Below are 26422 nucleotides of genomic sequence, written 5' to 3' on the forward strand. Positions count from 1 at the left end.
TATTTGTACATTATAATTTAATATATGGATGAGATTTTCTAGGAGGTACTTTTAATGGAATCGGCAAAAGGCAATAGCCATGTAAATGAAGAAGAAAAACACGACGTACTGAGGTCTACCCAAACTGTCATACATAAAGCTTTGGATAAGCTGGGTTACCCGGAAGAAGTGTTTGAGCTGTTGAAGGAACCATTGCGCTTATTAACGGTGAAGATACCAGTCCGCATGGATGATGGCTCGGTTAAGATTTTCACGGGTTACCGTGCACAGCATAACGATGCTGTTGGGCCTACAAAAGGTGGTATCCGTTTTCACCCTAATGTAACGGAACGTGAAGTCAAGGCATTATCCATTTGGATGAGTTTGAAATGCGGCATCGTTGATTTGCCATACGGCGGGGGTAAAGGCGGTATCGTATGTGATCCTCGTAATATGTCGTTCCGCGAGCTTGAAAGGCTGAGCCGGGGCTATGTTCGCGCAATTAGCCAAATCGTTGGGCCGACTAAAGATATCCCGGCACCTGATGTGTTCACAAACTCTCAAATCATGGCTTGGATGATGGACGAATACAGCCGTATGGATGAATTCAACTCGCCAGGATTCATTACGGGTAAACCGCTAGTGCTTGGTGGTTCCCATGGCCGTGAATCAGCCACTGCCAAGGGTGTAACGATTTGTATCAATGAAGCTGCCAAGAAACGCGGCATCGAAATTAAAGGGGCACGGGTCGTCATTCAAGGTTTTGGTAACGCCGGTAGTTTCTTAGCTAAATTCATGCATGACGCAGGTGCCAAAGTTATTGGGATTTCGGATGCATATGGGGCTCTTCATGATCCTGAAGGTTTGGATATCGATTATCTTCTCGATCGTAGAGATAGTTTCGGAACCGTAACGAAATTGTTTAAAAGCACAATTTCAAATAAAGAACTGCTTGAATTGGAATGTGATATCCTAGTTCCAGCCGCAATTGAAAACCAAATCACTGAAGAAAATGCTGCTGATATCAAAGCATCGATCGTTGTCGAGGCAGCTAACGGACCAACAACAATAGAAGCGACACAAATCCTAACGGATCGCGGAATCCTTCTTGTTCCTGATGTCCTTGCTTCTGCTGGTGGTGTAACGGTTTCTTACTTCGAATGGGTACAAAATAACCAAGGATATTACTGGTCTGAAGAAGAAGTGGACGAAAAGCTGGAAAAAATCCTTGTAAAATCCTTTAATAACATCTATGATCTTGCACAATCAAGACGTGTTGATATGCGCCTAGCTGCCTATATGATTGGCGTAAGAAAAATGGCTGAAGCTTCTCGCTTCCGTGGTTGGATCTAAAAGATTCAAATCATGTATGAATTTATAGTTAAAATCATGTTCATTGCTTTATCATTGAAATGATTTGTAAAAACTCCTATCATGTATTGATAGGAGTTTTTATTATTTAGACGAACGAATTACATAGTGCATGGAAAGGCAGTGGAATAAAGATGAATGTTGAAGAAGTCATTATTATAGGTGGGGGCCCTTGTGGATTGGCTGCTGCAATTGCTCTTAAAGAAGTGGGAATACAGTCCCTGATTATTGAAAAAGGCAATGTGGTTGATTCCATTTACCGTTATCCGACACATCAAACATTTTTCAGTTCGAGTGAAAAACTGGAAATTGGTGATGTCGCTTTTATAATTGAAAACCGTAAACCGGTCCGCAATCAGGCGCTAGCCTATTATAGGGAGGTAGTCAGAAGGAAAGAATTGCGGATTAATAAATTCGAAAAAGTGGAAAAAGTAGAAAAGCGTGAAGATGGGAAGTTTTTAGTCAAAACATCGAAGAGTGACTATACAGCTCTGCATGTGATCGTATCGACCGGTTACTATGATCATCCGAACTATATGTGCATACCGGGTGAACAGCTTCCTAAAGTGTTTCATTACTTCAAGGAGGGCCACCCCTACTTTAATAGTGATGTTGCCGTCATCGGTGGCAAAAACTCAAGTGTGGATGCAGCTCTGGAATTGGTCAAATCAGGAGCAAGGGTCTCTGTCCTTTATAGAGGATCGGATTACTCTCCAAGTATCAAACCTTGGGTCCTTCCTGAATTCGAATCATTGGTCCGCAATGGAACGATCAAGATGGAGTTTAATGCGAATGTTGACAGGATAACGGAAGACAGCGTTATCTATCGTGTAGGTGATGAGGAAAAAGTCATTAAAAATGATTTTGTATTTGCTATGACTGGATACCATCCTGACCATTCATTTTTAGCTTCAATGGGCATTACTATTGATAAGGAGACTGGAAGGCCTGCATATAACGAGGAAACGATGGAGACGAACGTTAAAGGTGTTTATATAGCAGGAGTTCTGGCTGCTGGAAATAATGCGAACGAAATCTTCATCGAGAACGGCAGGTTCCATGGTGGATTGATTGCTAATCATTTGGCTTTGAAAGAAAAGTGAGTGAATTATATAAATAAGGAGCTGGGCCGTATGGGAAAAATATCATTAATAACGACTGGTGGGACTATTGCCAGTAAAGAAACTATGAATGGTATGCTGGCCTCTGGTGCATTGACAGGCCATGAGTTGGCATCACTTTGCGAGTTACCCACCGATATCGAGGTTAAAGTGGTTGATCTTTTCCAGATCTCAAGCATGTCCATGTCCTTTGAGAAAATGGAACAGCTTAAATCAACCATTCAAAAGGAATTGGAAGATCCTGATGTCACGGGAATCGTCGTGACCCACGGTACAGATACACTTGAGGAAACGGCTTATTTCCTTGATGTCACGATAAAGGATCAACGTCCAATCGTAATAACCGGCTCTCAACGTTCTCCTCAAGAGGTGGGCACCGATGTATATTCCAATCTAAGGAATTCGATATTATGCGCTGCGAGTGACCTTATTAGGGACGTCGGCGTAGCAGTCGTTTTTAATGAGCGGATCTATTCAGCCAAGTATGTCAAAAAAGTCCATGCTTCCAATTTGCAGGGGTTCGTATCTTTTGGCTATGGATATTTGGGGATAATTGATAATGATGTCGTCAGCATTTATCAAAAGCCATTACATAGGGAGTATTTTGATATACAGCGTCGCATTCCAAGGGTGGATATCATCAAGTGCCATACCGGATCTGATGGCCTCTTCATTGATGCGGCGGTTGCAAACGGTGCGAAAGGCATCGTGCTCGAGGGTGTAGGAAGGGGACAGGTTACCCCTGTAATGGTAACTTCCATACAAGCTGCAATCGATAAAGGCATAACGGTCATCATGACTACCAGTGCGGAAGAAGGTAAAGTTCACCCAGCATATGATTATGAAGGCAGCGCATTTGATTTAAAACAGCGCGGTGTGATATTAGGCGCTGACTATGACAGCAAAAAGGCCCGGATTAAGTTAGCTGTCATTCTGGCAAGCGAAAACACTATAGATGAAACATTCTTTAAGTACTGAAGGATTAAATAAAATTTGGAAGACTTGATTCTTGGATTCAGTTTTTGATCATTCCATGTTACGATTAAGGAAACGAAGATGAAAAGAGGGTCAGCTAATGCTGGTCATGTTGTCAGCTGCCATCGCGCCTGGATTGGCGCTACTGAGCTATTTTTATTTGAAAGATCAATATGAAACCGAACCGATATCGGTTGTGGTCAAAACATTTTTATTCGGTGTCTTTCTTGTATTGCCGATTATGTTCATACAGTATGTGCTCGAAACCGAACATATCTTGAATACCGATTTAGCGAATGCTTTTTTATGGGCTGCACTGCTTGAGGAATTCTTCAAGTGGTTCATACTCATTTATGTTATCTATCAGCATGTAGCATTCGATGAGCCGTATGATGGAATTGTTTACGGAGCTGCAGTCTCCCTTGGTTTCGCTACAATGGAGAATATTTTGTACCTGTTGGCCAACGGGGTGGAACATGCTTTTCTTAGGGCCGTTCTCCCTGTATCCAGTCACGCTTTATTCGGTGTGATCATGGGATATTATTTGGGCAAGGCGAAATTTTCAGCTTCGAATAATAGGGTCTATTTATCATTGGCATTGATCATACCAATTTCGTTGCATGGAGTTTACGATTATATTTTAGTTTCCCAAAAATTTTGGGTGTACTTTATCATGCCTTTCATGATTTATCTCTGGTGGTTGGGCATGAAAAAAGTAAAAAAAGCACGTTTGTTGTCTGATTTTCATGCAGAAAAAGTTTCTCAAAATCAATTCCTTAGCAAGTGAAGAATACTCTAAAAACGGAGTGCTGGCATATTTTGCCCGCTCCGTTTTTTTTATGCTTGGAATAAAAAAGCCAGTAAAGAAGAAAATAGAATTACATTAATTCAAGAAAAAGAGGAGTGTTTTTGATGAAAGGAATTTCGTCAAAATGGAAATGGCTTTTGCTGTTTTCGTGTATAACTATTTGTTTCGGAATTTACCCGGAAACAAGAACAAATGCCTTTTCGAACCAAATCATTCAAAAAGGTGCGGTTGGAGATGATGTAATTGAATTGCAGGCACGCCTGCAAAACATCGGTTACTATAATGGAAAGATTGATGGAGCCTATGGATGGGGCACTTATTGGGCACTTCGAAACTTTCAACAAGATTTCGGGCTTCCAATCGATGGTTTGGCAGGGACTACAACAAAACAGAAGTTGACGAATGCGTCTAATTTCAATAAAGCATGGGTTCATGAGCAAATCAATAAAGGAAACGAGTTCACCTATTATGGGGGAGTCCCCATTGAAAAACAGGTAAAGGCGAAAGGAAATGGAACTGCGTCTGGAGGCGCCGCTTCCGGAAAAGCTCCTTCCAAAACAACGACATCAGCCAATCTTCCAGGCGGATATTCTCAAAACGATATACAGCTGATGGCCAATGCCGTTTATGGAGAGGCACGGGGGGAGCCATATACAGGTCAGGTTGCCGTTGCGGCAGTAATCCTTAATAGAGTGGAAAGTGCTGCATTTCCTAACACCATTTCCGGAGTGATTTTTGAACCTGGGGCCTTTACGGCTGTTGCAGATGGACAGATTTGGCTGACACCGAATGAAAGGGCAAAAGAAGCCGTGGTGGATGCAATCAATGGGTGGGATCCAAGCGGAAATGCAGAATATTATTTTAACCCCGCTACGGCAACAAGCAAATGGATTTGGTCAAGGGAACAAATTAAAAGAATCGGAAAACATATCTTTTGTAAGTAAAGAGGTGAAGGAAAATGATCAGGAATATAGTGATTGCCCTGCTCGTTGTAGTTGTTGCGGGAACTGCATTCTGGGGCTATCAAGAACATAAGGAAAAAAATGCTGTGTTAATTAACGCGGAAAATACGTATCAGCGAGCCTTTCATGATTTAAGCTATCAAGTGGATATATTGCATGATAAGGTCGGCAGTACTTTGGCCATGAATTCACGTTATTCATTAAGCCCGGCTTTAACAGATGTTTGGCGCATCACTTCCGAAGCCCAAAGTGATGTCGGGCAGTTGCCATTGACCTTGCTTCCTTTTAATAAGACAGAAGAATTTTTATCGAAAATTGCAGACTTCAGTTATAAAACAGCCGTACGTGACCTTGAAAAAGAACCATTGAATGATAAGGAATATGCGACTCTACAATCCTTGTACACACAGGCTGGGGACATCCAGGGCGAGTTAAGAAAAGTGCAGTATCTAGTCCTGAAAAACAATTTAAGATGGATGGATGTCGAAATGGCTCTTGCATCAGGGAAAGAAAATTCGGATAACACGATCATCGACGGATTAAAGACGGTGGAGAAAAAAGTATCTGGGTACGGCGAAACGAATGAGATGAATCCTACTTTCACATCTGCACAACAGAGGGATGAAAACTTTAAAAATTTGCAAGGTGAAACCATAACAAAAAAAGAAGCCATTGCGACAGCAAAAAACTATGCACACTCAAAAAGCGGAAATCTGCAGGTGAATGTGGAGGAAAACGGAAAAGGTTCCGATTTTGGATTTTATAGTGTGAGCATTCTCGATAAAGATTCCGATACCGAGTTGAATATGGATTTGACAAAAAAAGGCGGTTACCCTATCTGGTATATCAATAATAGGGACGTGAACAAAACAAATATTGATTTGAATCAAGCCTATACAAAAGCCGAAGAATTTTTAAAGGAACATGATTTTAGTTCACTTGAATTATTTGAAAGTGCTCAGTACGATAATATCGCATTATTGAATTTCGTGACATCAGAAAATGGCGTCAAGATTTATCCGGATTCAGTCAAGGTCAAAGTCGCCTTGGATGATGGATCCATCATAGGATTTTCAGCCGACGAGTATTTAAAATCACATAAAACCAGGGAATTAGCGGATCCGAACATATCCGAGAAAGAAGCTAAGGACAAAATCAACAGTAATGTAAAAATAATGGAAGAAGGAAAGGCGTTAATCACCAATGATATTGGGGAAGAAGTTCTATGTTATGAATTTCTTGGTACGATTAAAGATGATACCTACCGTATTTTCATAAATGCAGATACCGGTCAAGAAGAAAAAGTGGAAAAATTAAAGAATTCCGAACCGATATACGAGAATTTAATGTAATCTTAACTGAAGTCATGAATCATTAGTTGTGGGGAAATGTGCTTAGTCACTTTCCCTTTTTCTAATTTCATGACATAATAACGTAAATGATTATTGGATAATATGGGGAATTAATAGGTAATAGTATGTAGTTTCCTTTCTATCAAAGGACGTGGATAACGATGTTTAAAATTGGTGATATATTAATGCTCGAACCGAAATACTCATCACAGAAGGAAAAGTTCAATTGTATGGTTGTCGAAATGGTACAGGGTTGTGTTTATACCGACTTTCCTATCAATTTAGAGACTGGTAAAACTGCATTCCTTATGGATGGGACACAGTTGAACGTCACATTTTCCAATGAAGAGCAGGCTGTTTATGTATTTGATTCTGAAGTGCTTGGAAAAGTGAAAGGTAGAATACCCATGATGCAAATTTTACTGCCTGAAGCAGAAACGTTTGTGAAAATCCAACGGAGGCAATACGTGCGCCTGGAGGTAACCCTGGATACAGCCATTCATCCAGAACATTCCGAGTTTCCACCTTTTCGCACATTAACAGAGGATATAAGTGCAGGCGGAGCTTCCATAAGGCTTTTAAAAGGCACTGATATACAATCGGTTTCCCGCTTATACCTCTGGATGGCGCTCACGCTTAAATCAGGTGAGATTCATTATTTAAGGTTAAATAGCAAAGTCATTCGCGTAACGGAAAAAGAGCATGGAAATATGCTGCTCCACGTCCAATTTCTTGAGCCTACAAAAAATGATGTACAGACATTAATGAGATTTATATTTGAAAAGCAGGTCGAATTAAAGAAAAAAGGCTTGCACGCTTAACATGATTGAATGAAAAACAGCGATTCCATCCATACTGCTAATATAAACAGATGGAGGGTGCGGCTTATGAAAACAGTTGAAAGACTATTAATTAAAGTGATCATTATTCAATTGGCCTGCTTATTTTTTTTTCAGTTCCTTTTGAGCAGGGAGGATCAAATCTTTGATTTGACCAAGCTCTCGAGATATGAAGGTGTCACCAGCAATAATTATACGAAAATCATTGAAACATTCAATGGGACCGATAAGTAAAAGTGTTGGTTCATTTCATGATGAGGAATCTCCTCCGAACCGTGATTTTAAAGTAAAATATATTTTTCTTTTTATATGGAAAAAAACCTACCGAATTGAAGAATTTAATGAAAATACTGTGGTAAACAGTCTGATGCGGTGATTCGCTTTTTTGTATGAAGATTTTCAAAAAAGGATAACGATTGATGGCTGCAGTGATAAAAAAAGAAGATAGGTGATTTTGAACCTGCACATCCCTTTTATTAATGATTTTCCCGCTAGTTGTGATAAAATGAAAGGGTACTAAATAATCAGCATGATTGTAGGATTCTTGGGAGGATTTATGGAAAAAAAATTATCAGTCGCAATCGATGGACCAGCTGCTGCTGGAAAAAGCACGGTTGCTAAAATTGTTGCAGAAAAGTTCAATTACATATATGTGGATACAGGTGCAATGTATAGGGCCCTTACCTATAAGGCCCTTAATCAAAAGATTCTTCTTGATGATGAACAAGCATTATCAGAAGTTCTCATCAATACGGAAATCGAATTAAGACCAAGTGAAAATGGGCAGTTGGTGTTCTTGGATAATGAGGACGTGACAGCCCAAATCAGGAATAATGAAGTGACTGGTTCCGTTTCGGAAGTGGCAAAGCACCGAAGCATCCGGGAAGAATTGGTTCGCAGGCAGCAAATCTTTGGTGAAAATGGCGGTGTCGTCATGGATGGCAGGGATATTGGTACGCATGTTTTACCTAACGCCGAAGTAAAGGTCTTTCTTATCGCATCTGTGGATGAAAGGGCACAGCGGAGGCATCAGGAAAATATATTGAAAGGTTTTCCTTCAGATATCGAAAAGTTAAGGGAGGAAATTGCAACAAGGGACAAGCTGGACTCGGAACGCGAGGTATCGCCACTGAAAAAGGCTGCGGATGCTATCGAAATCGATACGACTTCATTATCGATTCAGGAAGTTGCAGAAAGTATCATGTCTTTAATAGAAGAGAGGAAAAGATGACATTGGATTTTTACACATTTGCCAAGAACATCGTAAAAGGCGTTTTAACACCTTCGTTTAGGGTTAAAGCGCTCGGAAAGGAACATATCCCTAAAGAGGGCGGAGTATTGATCTGTGCCAATCATATTGATAATTTGGATCCGCCCATAGTTGGAATGACATCTCCAAGGGATATTCATTTCATGGCGAAAGAAGAGTTGTTTCAAGCACCTGTTTTAAAGGGTATATTACCCAGAGTAAATGCATTTCCCGTGAAGCGGGGCAATAGCGATCGGGAATCCTTGAGAAAAGGTTTAAAGCTTTTGAAGGAGGGCAAGGCGATTGGTCTGTTTCCCGAGGGAACCAGAAGCAAGACTGGGGAATTGGGAGAAGGTTTGGCGGGTGCTGGATTTTTCGCTTTGCGGTCTGATGCCGTTATCATACCTTGTGCAATCATCGGCCCATATAAATTTTTGCGTCCGTTGAAGGTCGTTTACGGTCCGCCAATAAATTTTACTGAATATCGCGAACAGAAAATATCAGCCGATGAAGCTACCAAAATCATCATGGGCCAAATTGGGAAATTGATTTCCGAGCATAAATAGTCCTTCATACTTGACAATTTTCTGATTTTGTTAGAATTTATAAAATAAGGGTATTGTTCCTTATTGTAGATAAAAAGGAATATAACTTTATTAATCTAAAAAAACTGTTTTTATCTTTATTAGGAAAGTGTTTTTATTGAACCACTTTAAATAAAATATGTGGCCGATGAAGAGGAAGTTTGCTGATCAGTCATGGGTTAAGGAGGAGTTAGTAATGACAGAAGATATGAACCAGGTAGAAGTGAACAATTACAAAGTTGGGGATCAAGTTAAAGCAACCGTTTCAAAGGTAGAAGAAAAACAGGTCATTGTCGATGTGGAAAACAGCAAGACTGATGGAATCATACCAATCAGTGAGCTTTCAAGCCTTCATGTCGAAAAGGCGTCAGATGCCGTTTCGGAAGGTGATGAATTGGAGCTGGAAGTCATTAAGGTCGAAGAAGAAGCTCTCATTCTATCAAAACGCAAAATTGACGCTCTTAAAGCATGGGATGACCTTGAATTGAAATTTGAAAATGGAGACGTATTTGAGGCTGAAGTTAAAGATGTCGTCAAAGGCGGGCTTGTTGTAGATCTAGGCGTACGTGGTTTTGTTCCGGCTTCTCTAGTAGAAGACTATTTCGTTGAAGATTTTTCTGATTACAAAAACAAAACTTTAACATTCAAGATCGTTGAGCTTGAGAAAGACAAGAATCGCTTAATCCTCTCGCATCGGGCTGTCGTCCAAGAACAAAAGGAAAAGCAAAAAGCAAACGTTTTGGATAAGATTGAAAGCGGGCAAGTGCTCGAAGGCGTGGTCCAAAGGATTACCGATTTTGGTGCATTCGTGGATATCGGGGGCGTAGACGGTCTTGTCCACATTTCCCAGCTTTCCCATCAGCATGTAGACAAGGCATCAGATGTCGTTTCCGAAGGGGATAAAGTGCAAGTTAAAGTACTATCCATCGATCGTGATAATGAAAGGATCTCTCTTTCCATTAAAGATACACTACCGGGACCTTGGGCGGGCATTGCAGAAAAAGCGGCCAAAGGCTCTACGCTGGAAGGTATCGTCAAACGACTTGTTTCTTTCGGTGCATTCGTGGAGATTTTTCCAGGGGTGGAAGGACTTGTTCATATTTCCCAGATTTCCCACAAGCATATTGCCACACCGCAAGAAGTGCTAAAAGAAGGCCAGTCTGTCGAAGTGAAAGTGCTGGAAGTCAATGAAACGGATCAACGTCTATCATTGAGCATTAAGGAACTTGAAGAACCTCAAGCCAATTACAATACATCGGATTATGAGATCCCTGAAGAATCGAAGGGCTTTCAGCTAGGTGAAATGATCGGTGATCAATTGAAAAAACTAAAATAGGATAATAATGGTGATGGCCTTGGAGAGAAAACAACGAAAATTAGATCATATAGAATTTGCGCTAAAGACAGGGCAGCAGCATAAAACCGGACTTGAAGATATTTCGTTTATTCACCAAAGCTTACCAGGTATTTCCTTGAATAATGTGAACCTCACAGCAGAAGTTGGCGGACTTGAATTAAGTTCGCCAATTTTCATAAATGCCATGACCGGAGGCGGAGGCCCTGAAACCGAAAAACTGAACGGTGACCTGGCCATTGCTGCTCGGGAAACAGGAATCGCCATGGCGGTCGGATCACAAATGGCAGCCATCAAGGATTCTAGCCAGCAGGCTTCTTTTAAAGTTGTAAGGCAGGAAAATCCTAATGGTGTGTTGATTGGTAATCTTGGTGGCGAAGCAACAGTCGAACAGGCTATGAGGGCCAGTGATATGATTGGGGCAAATGCCCTTCAGATTCATATCAATGTCATTCAAGAATTGACGATGCCAGAAGGGGACAGGGGATTTGCCGGTACCCTTTCGAGAATTGAAAAAATCAACAGAACGATCGGAATCCCTGTCATCGTAAAAGAGGTTGGATTTGGGATGAGTATGGAAACGGTGCAGCAATTACATTCTATTGGTGTTTCGATCATTGATGTAGGCGGGTTTGGCGGAACGAATTTTGCTAAAATTGAGAATGAGAGACGCGCAAAAATACTCGGATATTTCAATGAATGGGGGATACCGACAGCCGCTTCGATTGTCGAAGCAGTTAATGTTTCACCACAGGTATCAGTCATTGGATCAGGCGGCATTCAAAGTCCTCTGGAAATTTCAAAAAGCCTGGCATTAGGAGCGAAAGGTGTCGGTTTGGCCGGACATTTCCTCAAGCTCTATAAAGAGTTGGGCTTGGAACAACTGATTAAAGAAATAAATTACATACATGAAGATTTAAAGATTATCATGACCGCACTCGGTTGCGGTAATATCTCAGAGCTAAGGAAATCAAAATTAGTCATCAAGGGCAATACCTATCATTGGCTATCTCAAAGAGGCATTGATTGTTCGGCATATGCTAAATGAATGACCATAAAAAGAAGCATCTCAATTGAAACGGATTGAGATGCTTCTTTTTGTTCAGGGATAGACTTAACTATTCCTTTTTCGAGCCTCTTCAGGGCTTTCCATTCTAGTTGCCCCTTTATGCTCCAGTGATTGGTCCCTGTCGGACTCCACCCGTTTACTTTCTTTCAATTTCTTCTCTTGCCGATCTTTTCCCATGTTAACACCTCCTTTTCTAATGGTAGGAGGAAGTTTCCTCATTAAATGCCGTGCTATACGTTTATACTTTGAATAAACAAGCCATAATGTTCCTAAAAGGGGGGGCGCTGCATGGATGGAATAATATTTTATTGGATTTCATGGATAGTTTGGGTCATTGTCATGTATTTTATTCCGAAAACGGTTCCCTTTCGTTTTGATTTTCTATTTCATCTATTAGCCGTTATGGTTTTAGCTGGCTATAAACTGGATGCTCCCTTGGTTTCCATGCATTTGAGCGGGCCGTATATTTTCTTTATTCTGTGTGTGTATATTAGGAATAAGTCCATCATCAAGATAATGGAACTGATCAGCGGAAGTCTTATTATCACTCTCGCTTATGCCAGTTTTCAACTTTTTTCTTTGCTTGATCCTGTATGGCTCATCATGAATCCGGCTTATCTTTTGTGTGTTTTCCTGAATTATCTTATCCTTTTACTTTTTAAAAATTGGAAACATCGATTGTTCGTCCTTTTAATTGGGATGATGATGGGAGATATCATATATTCTTGCTTGCTTGCTTACCACTCTTTACCTTATGTGGCCCTAGCTTACGCATGGCATGATAATGCCGTGCTGGTTTTGGGCGCAAACATACTGTGGAGAATGTTGGAACTGGCTGGCCAATACATTTATTCAATATCTCAGTCGAGACTTTTATCAAAGCAAGGAAAAGAGAATTTTAATCAATGAAGAGAATGATGAATTATTTTTCAAATGGCGCAAACTGGAATTAGAAGGCTTTTATTCATACAATCATTGTTGATTGGCGAGAAATTTGTTACTATAGGATAGTTAGAGGTCTGTAGATAATCGTAAAATGCTCTAAACAATTAAAAAGGAAGCCGTATGTCGAAGCTTTCTTCATTTTTTTTGGCTGTTTATAATCAAGTTTGAGCATGCAGAGGGGTCAGCTTCATATCACCTCAGGAACTGGGGCGTCAAGTGGACAAACTGCCAGTGAATACTTGATACATTTAACTGAACATCAGTTTCGAATCCTCTTACTGATAAAAGATTCCTTTAAATGATGATGGATACAGCTCTTTCCTTTAAAAGGAAATAATGAAAATCAATAATGCAAAGCAACCGTATAAATGCATTCATGAATTTCGTGACTTTGACAGAGATATAGTAGCAGAAAGGGTGAATAGCAATGCCAAAACCGGTAATTGCGATAGTCGGTCGTCCGAACGTGGGAAAATCGACAATCTTTAATAGAATAGTTGGAGAACGGGTTTCGATTGTCGAAGACGTTCCTGGAGTGACCCGGGACAGGATTTATAGTTCTGGCGAATGGTTGACACATGATTTTAACATTATTGATACAGGTGGAATTGATATCGGTGACGAGCCGTTCCTTGAACAAATTCGCCAGCAGGCTGAAATTGCCATCGACGAAGCTGATGTGATAATTTTTATGACGAATGGTCGTGAAGGGGTAACGGCTGCTGATGAAGAAGTCGCTAAGATTCTCTATAAATCGAGAAAGCCAGTTGTCCTTGCAGTAAATAAAGTAGATAACCCAGAAATGAAGGATCAAATTTATGATTTCTATGCATTAGGTTTTGGCGATCCATTCCCGATATCCGGGTCCCATGGGCTTGGTCTAGGTGACCTTCTGGATGAAGCGGCTAAACATTTCCCTAATTTCACTGGCCAGGATTATGGTGATGATGTCATTAAATTCAGTTTGATCGGAAGACCGAACGTAGGTAAATCATCTCTGGTCAATGCTTTGTTAGGTGAAGAACGTGTCATTGTAAGCGATATTGAAGGTACGACTCGTGATGCGATTGACTCTCCGTATAAGTACAATGGCAAAGAATATGTCATTATTGATACAGCAGGGATGAGGAAAAAAGGTAAAGTGTATGAAAGCACGGAAAAATATAGCGTACTTCGTGCATTAAGGGCAATTGAACGTTCAGACGTTGTTCTTGTGGTCCTGAACGCTGAAGAAGGTATTCGTGAGCAGGATAAAAAAATTGCCGGTTATGCCCATGAAGCGGGTAGGGCGGTCATCATCGTCGTCAATAAGTGGGATGCCATCGAAAAAGATGAAAAAACGATGAAGGATTTTGAAGAAAAAATCCGTGCCCATTTCCTATTCTTGGATTATGCACCAATCATTTATCTTTCTGCCTTAACGAAAAAACGGACACATACCTTAATACCGGTCATTGATCAGGCTAGTGAGAATCATGCTATCCGGGTTCAGACAAATGTATTGAATGAAGTGGTCATGGATGCCGTGGCGATGAATCCGACACCGACACATAATGGCAACCGTTTGAAAATTTATTATACGACTCAGGTAGCGATCAAGCCGCCAACTTTCGTTGTATTCGTTAACGATCCGGAATTATTGCATTTCTCATATGAGAGATTTTTAGAAAATCGAATTAGGGATGCCTTTGGTTTTGAAGGAACACCAATACGAATTTTTGGACGCCAGAGAAAATAGTAAAGGTGGTTATACCATGGTGAAAGATAAAGAAAGTATCGCAGTGATCGGTGCAGGGAGCTGGGGAACTGCTTTAGCGCTCGTAATCGCTGATAACCAGCATGAAGTGAGATTGTGGGGACATAATCAGAAACAAATCAATGAAATAAATCAAAATCATACGAATGAAAAATACTTGCCGGGGATCGAATTGCCTTTGGGGATTAAAGGTTATTCTTCGATTAAGGAAGCATTGGTCGGGATAGAAATAATCATTTTGGCTGTGCCGACCAAAGCCTACCGGGAAGTGCTTGGTCAGATTGAAGAGGCTCATGATAAGCCATTGACAATCGTTCATGTGAGTAAGGGGATTGAACCTGATTCCCTGCTTCGTATATCGGAAATGATTGAAGAAGTCTCTTCGGCGGATTGGCTTAAAGATATAGTGGTTCTTTCAGGACCGAGTCATGCTGAAGAAGTCAGTCTACGTCACCCGACAACAGTCGCCGTTTCTTCAAAGAATATGAAAGCTGCCGAAAGGGTTCAGGACATCTTCATCAATAATAATTTCCGTGTGTATACAAATCCGGACTTGATTGGTGTTGAAATCGGAGGGGCATTAAAGAACATCATTGCATTGGCTGCCGGAATTACGGATGGTTTAGGCTATGGGGATAATGCCAAGGCTGCATTAATGACACGAGGATTGGCTGAAATATCCCGTTTAGGGGTGGCCATGGGGGCTAACCCGCTTACGTTTTCAGGTTTAGCTGGGATTGGCGACTTGATCGTCACTTGTACAAGCGTACATTCCCGTAATTGGAGAGCTGGGAATATGCTTGGAAAAGGGCAAAATCTTGAAGAAGTTTTAGAAAACATGGGTATGGTCGTTGAAGGTGTCAGAACCACTAAAGCCGCCTATCAACTAGCTCAAAAGTACGAAGTGAACATGCCGATCACTGAAGCCCTGTACGATGTTTTATTCAATGGGGAAGAAGTGAAAAAAGCAGTTGACCTCTTGATGAATCGTTCAAAAACGAATGAGATGGAAGAACTTTATAATATTTTGGATAGCAGACAGCAGGATTGAAATCCGAATCTGTTGATTTTCATAAAAGAATTTCATTAAATTAGGCATTTGATGATGCGCCTTGCCGTGTATCAGCATACAATGCAACGAAAGTAAACTAGTAATTTGACCTCGGCACGGGGGATTTAGTCAAATGAGCAGAAGATATCTAATATCTTCTGCTTTTTTTTATGGGCAAAAAATCATCTGTTCTCATATGAATAATTGAATAGGTTATTCAAATTTGCATAAAGCAGTCTCCATATTTCCTTGTTTTTTGTTATAAATCGACTATTTTTTTTTGGTATGAAAATTGCGAGGTGTAATATGACCAAAGAATTATAGGGGAGGCCAGAAAAGTTGGTTATCTTTTCTCGCTAAAAAAGGAAGGGGAATGATACATGCAAACAGGTAATCTGAAAAGGTCTTTAAACTTGTGGCATATTGTATTGCTTGGTGTTGGATATATGACGCCGATGGTTGTTTTTGATACATTTGGGATAGTTTCCGAAAAAACGGGGGGGCATGTGCCAACCGCTTATGTCATTGCTCTTTTAGCGATGTTGTTTACTGCTGCCAGTTATGGGAAAATGGTAAAAATTTATCCGCAGGCAGGTTCATCCTATACTTACACACAAAAAACGATCAATCCACATTTAGGCTTCCTTGTCGGGTGGTCTTCGTTACTTGATTATTTATTTTTACCGATGGTGAATGGCATATTAACAAAAATATACTTAACCGCTCTTTTTCCGGATGTGTACCCGTGGATATGGGTGGTGGCATTTGTCCTTTTAATGACAGGCATTAACTTATTCAATGTTAATTTTGCAGCCAACTTTAATAGCTTCCTTGTTTTTTTTCAAATGTTGGTGATCGTTATATTTGTGGCGCTTGTCATCAAAGGGGTCATGGGTGGAGAAGGGACTGGAGAGGTCTTATCGGTTCAGCCACTCTTCGGGCATCATATGGAAATGTCGACGCTCATAACTGGTGCTACAATCCTGTGTTTTTCTTTCTTGGGGTTTGACGCTGTCACTACTTTATCGGAAGAAACACCGAATCCAGCTAAAACGGTTCCCCGGGCCATCTTTTTGACCGCCCTTATCGGAGGGGTTTTATTTGTGACGGCATCATTCTTTACACAGTTATTTTTCCCGGATGTTTCCCGCTTTAGCGATCCAGAAGCAGCTTCTCCGGAAATTGCCCTTTTTGTGGGCGGGAAGTTATTTCAAGCCTTCTTTCTTGCAGGAACTTTATGCGGGACACTTGCCTCCGGGCTTGCATCCCATGCAAGTGTTTCTAGGTTGCTATATGTCATGGGGCGTGACCAAATGATCCCGAAGAAACTATTTGGGTTTATCCACCCCAAATACAACACGCCATTTTTTAATGTCCTATTTGTCGGGTCCATTTCATTGGTTGCCTTATTCCTTGATTTGGTTACCGCCACTTCCCTCATAAACTTTGGGGCATTAATTGCTTTTACTTTCGTGAATATTTGTGTAATCGTCCATTCAATAAGAAATAAAAGCTTCAGAACGATTAAAGGATTTCTTTCAACTATTCTGTCCCCGGTTTTAGGTGCTGCATCGGTCTTCATCCTTTGGCTTAATCTCGAGACGAGTTCATTGATCCTAGGAATTGTATGGGCGGTAATGGGGATTGGTTATCTTCTGTATCGGACAAAATGGTTTACGGAATCCCCTCCGCTATTCCGTTTTGAAGAGGCACAGTGAGTTTACTCACTTCATGAACGAAAGTGGTTTATATGGCTGATGAGAAAATGAAAAGGTCTTTAACGCTCTTTCTATTCGTTTTCTTGTTCAAGGATTTAGCAACAGTGATTTAGCGCTTATGACAATGGTCCATTACTTGTTTTCAGCTTTTTTCTTTTCGGCAGCCATTCCTTTTGTACCGGCTTCTACATGGGTGCCGAATTTACTGATTATTGTGACGGTTATCGATATCATGGTGGTGAAACCGCCTGGTTCTGTACTATAGCTGTATTTCATGGTTATATTCATCGTCTTATCTATCTTGATCAGGAACAATAAGAAAAGCTGAACGGTCCTTTATAAAATAAGTCAAGGGTGCATAGCAGGTTTCAAAAGGGTCCGTTAAAGGACCCTTTTGTTGTGGAATCGATAAAGGAAAATGCTGGATATGAGTAATCGTACATGTTATTTTTTTATCTAGCAATTCAGAATTGTGATAAAATATAGGTTAGGTTACAAAAGGAGAGTGAAACTGTGTTATCTATACCGGATGATAAAATAAGACCATTCATAACTATAACAATTGATCAGCCTACATTATCAGACCAAAAAATTCATGAGATAAAGGAGCCTTTCTTCTTTCTTATGAAGGAAAATCAAGTGTTTGCGTATATCCGCATGGATGACCTCCCGTTAAATGAAAATATAACAACAGTCGATCAGCTTTTACAGTATGCTTTTTCGATTGATAATGTCTGTAAATTAACCCCTAACATATCCTTGCCGCTTCTGTTTCAAATTATCGGAGAACCTATCGTGCTAATAAAAACGGATGATGGCCTGCTTACCGGCTATGTAAAAAGGGAAGATGTGTTAGCAGAATTATTCAAGCAGGACAGCAAACAAAATTTAGACCTGCTAAATGTGATTTTAACCTCCATTCCTATGGGGATTTTTGTAGCTGATAAAGATAAAAATATTGTGAACTTCAATGAATCAGGCTTGAAGATGATAAAAAAGCCTTCTGAACAAGTCCTAAATGAACCGGCTGCGGACATCTTCAATAAGCAGCATATACATAGCGTGTTTGCCAGCGGGAGCAGTATTCTGAATCAGTTGGAGATTACTGATGTCAGGAGTGTGCTTGTCGACTATAGCCCGATTCTGAACCATGAAAAAGAAGTCGAAGGCCTGATCATCATCGTTCAGGATTTACCGATGGTTGAGGAAATGGCCATGGAAATAGAATTGATAAAAAGCTCGAATAAAGACTTGAATGCCATTTTAGCGAATATCTATGATGAAATACTTGTAGTCAATCAAAAAGGAGAGCTGCTGCGATATAGTGACAGCATCATCTCAGGATTCTGGGGGAAGAATTTAAAAGATTATATTGGAAAGAATCTTTTGCAATTAGAAGATGAAGGGATTTTTAATCCTTCAGTCACCCGGTTAGTCCTTGAACAAAAAAAGAAAGTATCGATCGTCCAAGATACGAAAATGAATAAGAAAGTCCTTTCCGTCGGCACCCCTGTGTTCAACGAAAAAGGGGATATAGATCGAATAGTCATTGCATCAAGGGATATAACGGAAACGACACAATTGAAATCGGAATTAAATGAAATGAGGAAAGAACTGGATTCTTTCAAAAAACAGGATCAATTTTATAAAGAGTTGGTTTTTGCAAGTCCTAAAATGGAGCAGATAATCAGCCAAGTCAAGAAAATCGCTCATTTCTCATCAACTGTATTGATCAACGGGGAGTCGGGAGTAGGTAAAGAAGTGATAGCCGAAGCCATTCATAAAATGGGCAGGCGGTCCAAGCAGCCTTTCCTTAAGATAAATTGCGGGGCGATTCCGGAAAACCTCCTCGAAAGTGAATTGTTTGGTTATACAAAGGGTTCCTTTACAGGAGCGGATAAAAATGGGAAGGTAGGATACTTTCAGCAGGCTAATAAAGGTGTTTTATTTCTTGATGAAGTGGGTGACATGCCCACACACCTGCAAGTCAAGCTGCTTCGGGTCCTCCAGGAACAGGAAGTGATTCCGATTGGCAGCACGACACCCATTCCCATTGATGTTCAAATTGTTGCGGCCACGAATAAGAGTCTGGAAAAAATGGTCGAGATGGGGACGTTCAGAGAAGATTTATTCTATAGATTAAACGTCATACCCATACATGTGCCACCTTTAAGGGAAAGGCCGGAGGATATACCGCCGCTAGCCTTTCATTTCCTGCAAAAACTGAATGAAAGGTATCAACGGAATTACCACTTTTCCCCTGATGCGTTGAATATACTGGAAGTCTATACATGGCCGGGGAATATCCGTGAATTGCAGAACATGATTGAAAGATTAGTTGTTTCTGCTGATGAAGAGATGATCGATGCTGATTTCATTCAAAGGTTCATACCTGTGGGCAGTGACTTTAAACAATCGAAACCCATCATTACGAGAATCCTTCCGCTGCAGGAAGCCCAGGATCATGTCGAAGAGCAACTGATCATGCTTGCCATGAAACAGTATAAAACTACGACCAAAGCGGCAAAAGCGCTCGGGATAAGTCAATCGTCAGTGAGCAGGAAGTATCAAAAAGTGTTAGCTGAACAGAGTAAGAAAATCGAAAAAAATGCATATTGAATAAAGCCGTTGCCGAGTGATGAAAAATCACTTGTCAACGGCTTTTATTTTTATAAGAGCATTTGGAAGGTTTTTTATGATTTACAAGAATGATTATGCAAGTTGAAATATTGGTATGCAAATATGCATAACTTTAGCATGATTAATCAAAAAGAATGCGGTTTTATTGGTTAATTAACTTGGCATGGTTCTTGCTTGATTAGTAAGTATAAGAAAAAAGGGAGGTAAGCATCAAAGTTTCATAAAAGAAGCAATTTCAAATAACCATCCACTAAAGTTATAAAAAAAGGAGCTTATAAAATGTCAATTAACGTAGAAAGTAAAAATACTCAAGCTAACCAATCAGCAACCCAAGATTATATTAAAAAAGTGCTTCAATTAATCGAGCAAAAAGAAATTTCAAAAGAAGACGCGCAGTGGGTAACAAGAGAAACGGTCGAGAATTTCCGTAACCATGTAAACCCTGGATTTTTGGAATATCGGAAGACGGTCACTAAAGACACGCAATTCGCTTCGGTGGAGTGGTCTGATCAAGATTCCTGTTTTACGGATGTAAATGGAAAAAAATATATTGATTGTTTAGGTGGCTTTGGTATTTATAATGTTGGCCATCGTAACCCTAAGGTAGTAAAGGCCGTAACCGATCAATTGCAAAGACAGGCCCTTCATAGCCAAGACTTACTTGACCCATTACGTGCAATGCTTGCCAAGATCCTTGCCGAAATCACACCGGGAGATCTAAAATACTCGTTCTTTACGAACAGCGGTACCGAGAGCGTGGAGGCTGCACTTAAGCTGGCTAAAATGTACAGTGACCGATTCACGATCATTTCCACGACAAAATCATTTCATGGGAAAAGCCTTGGTTCCCTATCTGCAACGGCAAAGGGCATGTTCAGAAAACCGTTCCTCCCGTTGGTACCAGGTGTGCGTCATGTACCATTCGGTGATGTGGATATGATGAGAAAAACGTTTGAAAGTTGTGCGTTGGTCGGTGAAGATGTTGCTGCTGTGCTGTTGGAGCCTATTCAAGGTGAAGGAGGGGTCATTCTTCCTCCGCAAGATTATTTAAAGCAGGTTCGGGCATTGTGTGACGAATATGATGCGTTATTGATCTTGGATGAAGTGCAAACAGGGATGGGACGGACAGGTAAAATGTTCGCTTCTGAGCTATATGATGTTGTTCCGGACATAATTTGTTTAGCGAAAGCATTTGGCGGCGGAGTAATGCCTGCAGGGGCTGTCGTAGCCAATGAGAAAGTGTTTAAAAGCTGGTTTGACAATCCATTCATGCACACAACCACATTTGGAGGAAATCCACTCGCTTGTGCTGCGGCCATTGCTACGATCGACGTACTTTTGGAAGAAAACTTACCGCAGCGTGCTGCAGAAGTTGGTGAATACTTCCTAAATGGGTTAAGGGAAGTGGCTGCTGAGCACAAAGATAAGGTTTTGGAAATCCGCGGCCAAGGATTGATGATTGGCATTGAGTTCCATAAAGATGAAGTGGGTTATGAATTCTCAAAAGCCCTCTTTGATAAAGGCATCTTGGTGGCAGGTACGCTTATCAATTCCAAAACAATCAGGATTGAGCCTTCATTGACTATTCAGTTGGATGAAGTCGATACAGTCATTAAAGCGTTTAAAGAGGTCTTGCCGACGCTTCAATCTTAATTTAAAAGCAGAAAAACAGCCTTTGTGCTGATTCAGACTTTAGATAAAAAGGTTTCGGAATGGTCATTCCGAAACCTTTTTAATTTTTTTTGATTTGTAGCAGTTTTCTCAAGGTCATTATTTAGACTATTTCTCCCCTTCGTCAAGTCCAGTTGGCCATCTTCTTACATTAATGGCAGCCTCCATTTTACTAACCAAATGGTTCGCTGTACCCTGTGGTCTAAAGTAAACATTTCAAGCTGATCATAGGTATCCTCATCCCTCAGGTTTCATCCTTCTAATTAAAGAGCTTATCTTACTGTTAAAGCAAAGTTGATTGGATCGGGTGTACGAGACCCCTAAGGGGAAGCGGGGCCAAGGGAGACCCGGCACAGGAGCTAATAGCGTCCAGGAGTCTCCCGGACCGCCCGCGGAAAGCGAGTGTCCTACGTTCCAATCAACGGCCAAATTTCAAACACCTAAAAAAACTGTCCACAAACTCAATTATTATCGAGATTGTTTATAAACTGAAACAGCCTTTTGCTGTTTTTTTGTTGCTTGGATGGAGGAAGTATGGAAATTACTTACTATACTTATTTTCGTTTTATATTTTTTTCATGAAAATGAGTCATGATAACGGGAATTACACAGATTGGACAAGGATTTAATTCCTTTAACGTAATTTGGTATGTTATAATAATTTCTGGAAAAAGGAGTGATGAAGATATGACACCTGCTCTGCAAAAAATGTGGATATCCTTTATAGCAATGGGTTTTATGATTATCTCTATATTTCTAATCTACTTAAGCCGCTATAAATTAAAAGGTTTTTGGAGAGTCTTGACAGCAATTATCGCATACATACTTATGATTCTGGCCGGCTTGATCATCCTTATCGTTGTTCTTAGCGGGCCAACCACTTGATAGGTGAGGAGAAATGATGAGAAATTTTTTCAAAATATTATGTTTATTTTGCATCTCTGTATCATTATCTGGCTGCTTATATCCGGAGAAGCAAAAAATGCAAAACCAATTGCCTTATAAAGAGCAAATACAATCCGTCCAAAGTGCAGTGGATCAATTTCAGAAAGATGAAGGGGGCATATTGCCCATCGTCACAAAAGATGCAGGTACACCGATTTATCAAAAATATGTCATAAAATTTTCAAAGATTTCACCAAGGTATATGGCTGAACCGCCGGACAATGCATTTGAATCAGGAGGCGTCTTTCAATACATCCTCGTTAATGCTGAAAATGATCCGACCGTAAAGCTGTTGGATGTCAGGATGGCGCAGAAGATACAGGATGTTTCCTTGAGATTGACTGCCTATCAGCAAAGCAACGGATACCCGCCATTTAAGGAAAGGTTATCCGATAATGTCTTCACGCTTGATTATGAAAAAATGGGCCTGAAGGAAGCTCCGACGGTCACGAGTCCATTTTCACAAAAAGACTTATATCTCGTAGTTGATGGTCAAGGCAGTATTTTTGTTGATTATACCCCGGATTTAATGGAGGCATTGAAGAAGCATGAGGGGGAAATGAAGCCAGGTGAAGATATCCGTGAACTGCTGGTGCAGAGTTCGGAGTTCGTCCCTGCCTATTCACTGCCATATACAATTGATGAAAAAACAAAAAAACCAATATTCCTTACAAATTAGGCATAACCCTTCTTCTGCAAAATATATTGTAGGGGAAGGGTTATTTCTTTTATCTTTATTTCATCTTACTTTTAAAATAACAACCCTTATATAAAATTTCTGGTGGAGGAAGGGATTGAACCAGGGAAATAATTGGAATAAATTTTTAGGACAACATCATAGATATATAATGTCCTAAATAAATGCAAATGGATAAACGAAATCCCAAAACTCTAATTCGGGAGGGGATACCTTGGAAAAGGTAGATATTTTTAAAGATATAGCTGAACGGACCGGTGGCGACATATATTTGGGGGTGGTCGGTGCCGTCAGGACGGGGAAATCCACATTTATTAAAAAATTCATGGAGCTAGTCGTCATTCCGAATATTCCGTCAGAAGCGGACCGTGCAAGAGCACAGGATGAATTGCCTCAAAGTGCTGCTGGAAAGACGATCATGACGACGGAACCCAAATTCGTACCGAACCAGGCAGCATCGATTCAAGTGGCTGAAGGTCTCGACGTGAATATTCGTTTAGTTGATTGTGTCGGTTATACAATACCTGGGGCTAAAGGATATGAAGATGAAAATGGTCCGCGTATGATTCACACGCCTTGGTATGAAGAGCCGATTCCGTTCAATGAAGCGGCTGAGATCGGTACTCGTAAAGTAATTCAGGATCATTCCACATTAGGCGTGGTCGTTACGACGGATGGGTCGATAGGAGAAATTCCGCGAAGTGATTATTTAGAGGCCGAGGAAAGGGTTGTCGAAGAATTGAAGGAGGTTGGCAAGCCATTTATCATGATTGTCAATTCCGTTCAGCCTCACCACCCGAATACGATAGCCCTGAAGGAATCCCTGCAGGAAAAGTATGATATCCCTGTATTGGCGATGAGTGTCGAAGGAATGCGGGAATCGGATGTTTACAGTGTACTCCGCGAGGCCTTGTACGAATTCCCAGTTCTCGAGGTCAATGTAAATCTTCCGAGCTGGGTAATGGTTCTGCGCGAAGATCATTGGTTAAGGGAGAGTTACCAGGAAGCGGTTAAAGAGACAGTCAAGGACATCAAACGCCTGAGGGATGTAGATCGTGTAGTCGGTCATTTCAATGAATTCGAGTTCATTGACCGGGCAGCGCTTGCAGGCATTGAGATGGGGCAGGGTGTTGCAGAGATCGACCTATACGCCCCTGATGAACTCTATGATGATATTCTGAAGGAAATTGTCGGTGTGGAGATTCGGGGCAAGGATCATTTATTATCTTTAATGCAGGACTTTGCGTATGCCAAAGCTGAGTATGATCAGGTGGCCGATGCATTGAGAATGGTCAAACAAACAGGATATGGTGTCGCAGCCCCTTCCCTTAACGATATGAGTCTTGATGAACCGGAAATCATCCGTCAGGGAGCCAGGTTCGGTGTCAGGTTAAAAGCCGTAGCTCCTTCCATCCATATGATCAAGGTCGATGTCGAATCCGAATTCTCGCCAATCATCGGTACTGAAAAGCAAAGTGAAGAATTAGTCCGGTATCTGATGCAGGATTTCGAAGACAATCCACTTTCTATTTGGAACTCAGATATTTTTGGCAGAAGCCTAAGTTCCTATGTAAGGGAAGGCATACAGGTGAAATTAGCTATGATGCCTGACAATGCCCGCTACAAATTGAAAGAAACACTGGAAAGGATTATTAATGAGGGCAGTGGGGGATTGATTGCCATCATCTTATAAAAACGTTGAAAAGCTGGACCAACTCCATTTATGGATTGGTCTTTTTGCATGCGGAATACTCAAAATCACAATAAAAATATCATATTGAACGCTAAAATTTGAAATAATCTGCTGTTTTTTAGTATAATCTTGAAAAAACCCTGTGGTTAAGCGATTTTCAGCAATATAATAAGTTTAATTTCTATAAAAAAGGGAAATGATGAATAGCGAAAGACAAAATTTATAATATATACAATTATTAATGAAAAGATTCCCATTATTTTTTGAATTCCCTTGCTAAGCTAATAGGATTTGTGATAATCTACATACAGAAAACGCGTTATAACAGCGATTTCAACCTATTTATACTTTTCTGGATGAATTATTTGGAAATTAATTCGGCTTGGTAATCCTTGATTGTCAGGGAATGAAAAATTTTGGACCGAAGCTAATATCAAATCACTATTATAGTGTTGTAATAATGATTTTTTATAAAGATTCCTTTTGGGAGGAGGTGAATGGCATGAACAAAACAGAATTAATTAATGAAGTTGTTACAGCAACTGAAATTTCTAAGAAAGACGCTACAAAAGCTGTTGATGCTGTTTTTGATACAATCTTAGAAGCTCTAAAAAACGGTGATAAAGTCCAATTGATTGGTTTTGGTAACTTTGAAGTCCGCGAACGTGCGGCTCGTAAAGGCCGTAACCCACAAACTGGTGACGAAATCGAAATTGCAGCTAGCAAAGTGCCAGCTTTCAAACCCGGTAAAGCGCTGAAAGATGCAGTGAAGTAATTCTACCATTACATACGGGTGCTTAACCGAAAAGGGCCGCGTGAAAACGCGGCCCTTTTTTTGCTTCTTAAATTCCATCTGTGATAATATAAAAGACAGTGAATATTTTAGAAACGCTGCAGAGGGTTAATCCGTCACAAGGAAATGCCCATCCAAAAAAAGCTTCCGGCGAAACTGCCGTTCAAGGGCTCAAAGTAGGGGTCTTCTTTAATAATTGCAATTATGGATATCCGGGTGCAACGCGCTTTGGATTTTTTATCTGAATACATAATATTATTGATTTTTTAGGAGGTACAAAAGATGGCTAATGTTGATCATGCCAAATTGGAAGAAGCGGTTAAAATGCTTCTTGAGGCTGTAGGGGAAGACCCAACGAGGGAAGGACTGCTGGATACCCCTGGCCGTGTCGCCAGAATGTATGAAGAAATTTTCTCTGGTCTTAATCAGGATCCAAAGGAATATTTCGATACTGTTTTTGGTGAGGACCATGAAGAACTCGTACTTGTAAAAGACATTCCATTTTACTCAGTATGTGAACATCATTTAGTCCCTTTTTACGGGAAAGCCCATGTAGCATATATTCCGAAAAACGGAAAAGTGACTGGCTTAAGTAAATTGGCACGGGCGGTTGAGGCTGTATCGAAGCGTCCGCAACTTCAAGAGCGCATCACTTCCACAGTTGCTGACTCGATAATGGAAAAGCTCGAGCCTCATGGTGTAATGGTTGTAGTAGAGGCTGAACATATGTGCATGACCATGCGAGGTGTAAAAAAACCTGGATCTAAAACAGTGACTTCAGCTGTAAGGGGAACGTTTGCGAAGGATCATCGTACTAGAGCTGAAGTGCTGGCATTCATTAAAGACTAAG

25 protein-coding genes are annotated in these 26422 nt (G+C 40.6%); 23 read left to right on the forward strand and 2 right to left on the reverse strand.

The window, feature by feature from the left end; genetic code table 11:
- The first annotated feature begins 54 nt into the window (after window positions 1-54).
- The 12 genes from ACFVS1_RS05635 (at window position 55) to fni (ending at window position 11642) form a co-directional block, all read left to right on the forward strand.
- Window positions 55-1332: a Glu/Leu/Phe/Val family dehydrogenase gene (locus ACFVS1_RS05635; protein WP_352920232.1), complete on the forward strand. Its 1278-nt coding sequence runs from the start codon at window positions 55-57 to the stop codon at window positions 1330-1332.
- A gap of 152 nt (window positions 1333-1484) precedes the next feature.
- Window positions 1485-2453: a YpdA family putative bacillithiol disulfide reductase gene (locus tag ACFVS1_RS05640; protein ID WP_387545557.1), complete on the forward strand. Its 969-nt coding sequence runs from the start codon at window positions 1485-1487 to the stop codon at window positions 2451-2453.
- A gap of 30 nt (window positions 2454-2483) precedes the next feature.
- Window positions 2484-3449 (forward strand): asparaginase, encoded by a 966-nt coding sequence (locus ACFVS1_RS05645; protein ID WP_352920237.1) that lies wholly within the window; start codon window positions 2484-2486, stop codon window positions 3447-3449.
- A 97-nt stretch (window positions 3450-3546) separates the two neighbouring features.
- On the forward strand, window positions 3547-4233 hold the full coding sequence (gene prsW / locus ACFVS1_RS05650) for a glutamic-type intramembrane protease PrsW (RefSeq protein WP_241592185.1): 687 nt from the start codon (window positions 3547-3549) through the stop codon (window positions 4231-4233).
- A 134-nt stretch (window positions 4234-4367) separates the two neighbouring features.
- A complete protein-coding gene (gene sleB, locus ACFVS1_RS05655; RefSeq protein ID WP_387549206.1) occupies window positions 4368-5198 on the forward strand; it encodes a spore cortex-lytic enzyme in 831 nt (276 codons plus the stop codon).
- 14 nt (window positions 5199-5212) lie between these two features.
- On the forward strand, window positions 5213-6568 hold the full coding sequence (gene ypeB, locus ACFVS1_RS05660; protein ID WP_387545562.1) for a germination protein YpeB: 1356 nt from the start codon (window positions 5213-5215) through the stop codon (window positions 6566-6568).
- A gap of 161 nt (window positions 6569-6729) precedes the next feature.
- Entirely contained in the window at window positions 6730-7389 is a 660-nt protein-coding gene (locus tag ACFVS1_RS05665) for a flagellar brake protein (protein ID WP_387545564.1), read from the forward strand.
- A 66-nt stretch (window positions 7390-7455) separates the two neighbouring features.
- The gene (locus tag ACFVS1_RS05670; RefSeq protein WP_241592172.1) at window positions 7456-7641 is read left to right on the forward strand and encodes a YpfB family protein; all 186 of its coding nucleotides are present in this window, start codon (window positions 7456-7458) and stop codon (window positions 7639-7641) included.
- Between the two features lie 322 nt (window positions 7642-7963).
- Entirely contained in the window at window positions 7964-8638 is a 675-nt protein-coding gene (gene cmk / locus ACFVS1_RS05675) for a (d)CMP kinase (RefSeq protein ID WP_241592171.1), read from the forward strand.
- Window positions 8635-9222, forward strand: a complete 588-nt coding sequence (locus tag ACFVS1_RS05680; protein WP_352920248.1) for a lysophospholipid acyltransferase family protein — start codon at window positions 8635-8637, stop codon at window positions 9220-9222. Before cmk ends, ACFVS1_RS05680 begins: the two co-directional genes overlap by 4 nt.
- A gap of 214 nt (window positions 9223-9436) precedes the next feature.
- Window positions 9437-10576 (forward strand): 30S ribosomal protein S1, encoded by a 1140-nt coding sequence (gene rpsA, locus ACFVS1_RS05685; RefSeq protein ID WP_387545569.1) that lies wholly within the window; start codon window positions 9437-9439, stop codon window positions 10574-10576.
- Between the two features lie 19 nt (window positions 10577-10595).
- Complete coding sequence (gene fni / locus ACFVS1_RS05690; RefSeq protein WP_387549208.1) at window positions 10596-11642, forward strand: type 2 isopentenyl-diphosphate Delta-isomerase; 1047 nt, start codon at window positions 10596-10598, stop codon at window positions 11640-11642.
- Window positions 11643-11708: 66 nt separating this feature from the next.
- Here fni and ACFVS1_RS05695 read toward each other — a convergent pair whose 3' ends face one another.
- On the reverse strand, window positions 11709-11840 hold the full coding sequence (locus tag ACFVS1_RS05695) for a YpzI family protein (RefSeq protein WP_101222431.1): 132 nt from the start codon (window positions 11838-11840) through the stop codon (window positions 11709-11711).
- Between the two features lie 111 nt (window positions 11841-11951).
- Between ACFVS1_RS05695 and ACFVS1_RS05700 the strand changes: the two genes are divergently transcribed.
- The 4 genes from ACFVS1_RS05700 to ACFVS1_RS05715 all read left to right on the forward strand — a co-directional run bounded on the left by ACFVS1_RS05700 (window position 11952) and on the right by ACFVS1_RS05715 (window position 17133).
- Window positions 11952-12572 carry a YphA family membrane protein gene (locus tag ACFVS1_RS05700; protein ID WP_387545572.1) on the forward strand — a complete coding sequence of 207 codons (621 nt, stop codon included), beginning with the start codon at window positions 11952-11954 and terminating at the stop codon, window positions 12570-12572.
- A 463-nt stretch (window positions 12573-13035) separates the two neighbouring features.
- On the forward strand, window positions 13036-14346 hold the full coding sequence (gene der, locus ACFVS1_RS05705) for a ribosome biogenesis GTPase Der (RefSeq protein WP_241592154.1): 1311 nt from the start codon (window positions 13036-13038) through the stop codon (window positions 14344-14346).
- Between the two features lie 16 nt (window positions 14347-14362).
- Complete coding sequence (locus tag ACFVS1_RS05710) at window positions 14363-15415, forward strand: NAD(P)H-dependent glycerol-3-phosphate dehydrogenase (protein ID WP_241592152.1); 1053 nt, start codon at window positions 14363-14365, stop codon at window positions 15413-15415.
- A gap of 380 nt (window positions 15416-15795) precedes the next feature.
- The gene (locus tag ACFVS1_RS05715; RefSeq protein ID WP_387545576.1) at window positions 15796-17133 is read left to right on the forward strand and encodes an APC family permease; all 1338 of its coding nucleotides are present in this window, start codon (window positions 15796-15798) and stop codon (window positions 17131-17133) included.
- Between the two features lie 132 nt (window positions 17134-17265).
- Here ACFVS1_RS05715 and ACFVS1_RS05720 read toward each other — a convergent pair whose 3' ends face one another.
- Window positions 17266-17421: a hypothetical protein gene (locus tag ACFVS1_RS05720; RefSeq protein ID WP_387545578.1), complete on the reverse strand. Its 156-nt coding sequence runs from the start codon at window positions 17419-17421 to the stop codon at window positions 17266-17268.
- Window positions 17422-17646: 225 nt separating this feature from the next.
- Here ACFVS1_RS05720 and ACFVS1_RS05725 point away from each other — a divergent pair, with 225 nt between their 5' ends.
- The 7 genes from ACFVS1_RS05725 to folE all read left to right on the forward strand — a co-directional run bounded on the left by ACFVS1_RS05725 (window position 17647) and on the right by folE (window position 26421).
- Entirely contained in the window at window positions 17647-19752 is a 2106-nt protein-coding gene (locus ACFVS1_RS05725; protein WP_387545581.1) for a sigma 54-interacting transcriptional regulator, read from the forward strand.
- 300 nt (window positions 19753-20052) lie between these two features.
- Complete coding sequence (locus ACFVS1_RS05730; protein ID WP_352920271.1) at window positions 20053-21426, forward strand: putrescine aminotransferase; 1374 nt, start codon at window positions 20053-20055, stop codon at window positions 21424-21426.
- A gap of 705 nt (window positions 21427-22131) precedes the next feature.
- Window positions 22132-22329 carry a DUF2768 domain-containing protein gene (locus ACFVS1_RS05735; protein WP_101222425.1) on the forward strand — a complete coding sequence of 66 codons (198 nt, stop codon included), beginning with the start codon at window positions 22132-22134 and terminating at the stop codon, window positions 22327-22329.
- 13 nt (window positions 22330-22342) lie between these two features.
- The gene (locus ACFVS1_RS05740) at window positions 22343-23068 is read left to right on the forward strand and encodes a hypothetical protein (RefSeq protein WP_387545586.1); all 726 of its coding nucleotides are present in this window, start codon (window positions 22343-22345) and stop codon (window positions 23066-23068) included.
- A 232-nt stretch (window positions 23069-23300) separates the two neighbouring features.
- Entirely contained in the window at window positions 23301-24779 is a 1479-nt protein-coding gene (gene spoIVA / locus ACFVS1_RS05745; RefSeq protein WP_101222423.1) for a stage IV sporulation protein A, read from the forward strand.
- Window positions 24780-25281: 502 nt separating this feature from the next.
- Window positions 25282-25554: an HU family DNA-binding protein gene (locus tag ACFVS1_RS05750; protein WP_034308023.1), complete on the forward strand. Its 273-nt coding sequence runs from the start codon at window positions 25282-25284 to the stop codon at window positions 25552-25554.
- Between the two features lie 300 nt (window positions 25555-25854).
- Window positions 25855-26421 (forward strand): GTP cyclohydrolase I FolE, encoded by a 567-nt coding sequence (folE, locus tag ACFVS1_RS05755; protein WP_063233209.1) that lies wholly within the window; start codon window positions 25855-25857, stop codon window positions 26419-26421.
- Window position 26422: the final 1 nt, after the last annotated feature.

The sequence above is a fragment of the Peribacillus sp. NPDC058075 genome, from assembly GCF_042885195.1.
GTDB lineage: Bacteria > Bacillota > Bacilli > Bacillales > DSM-1321 > Peribacillus.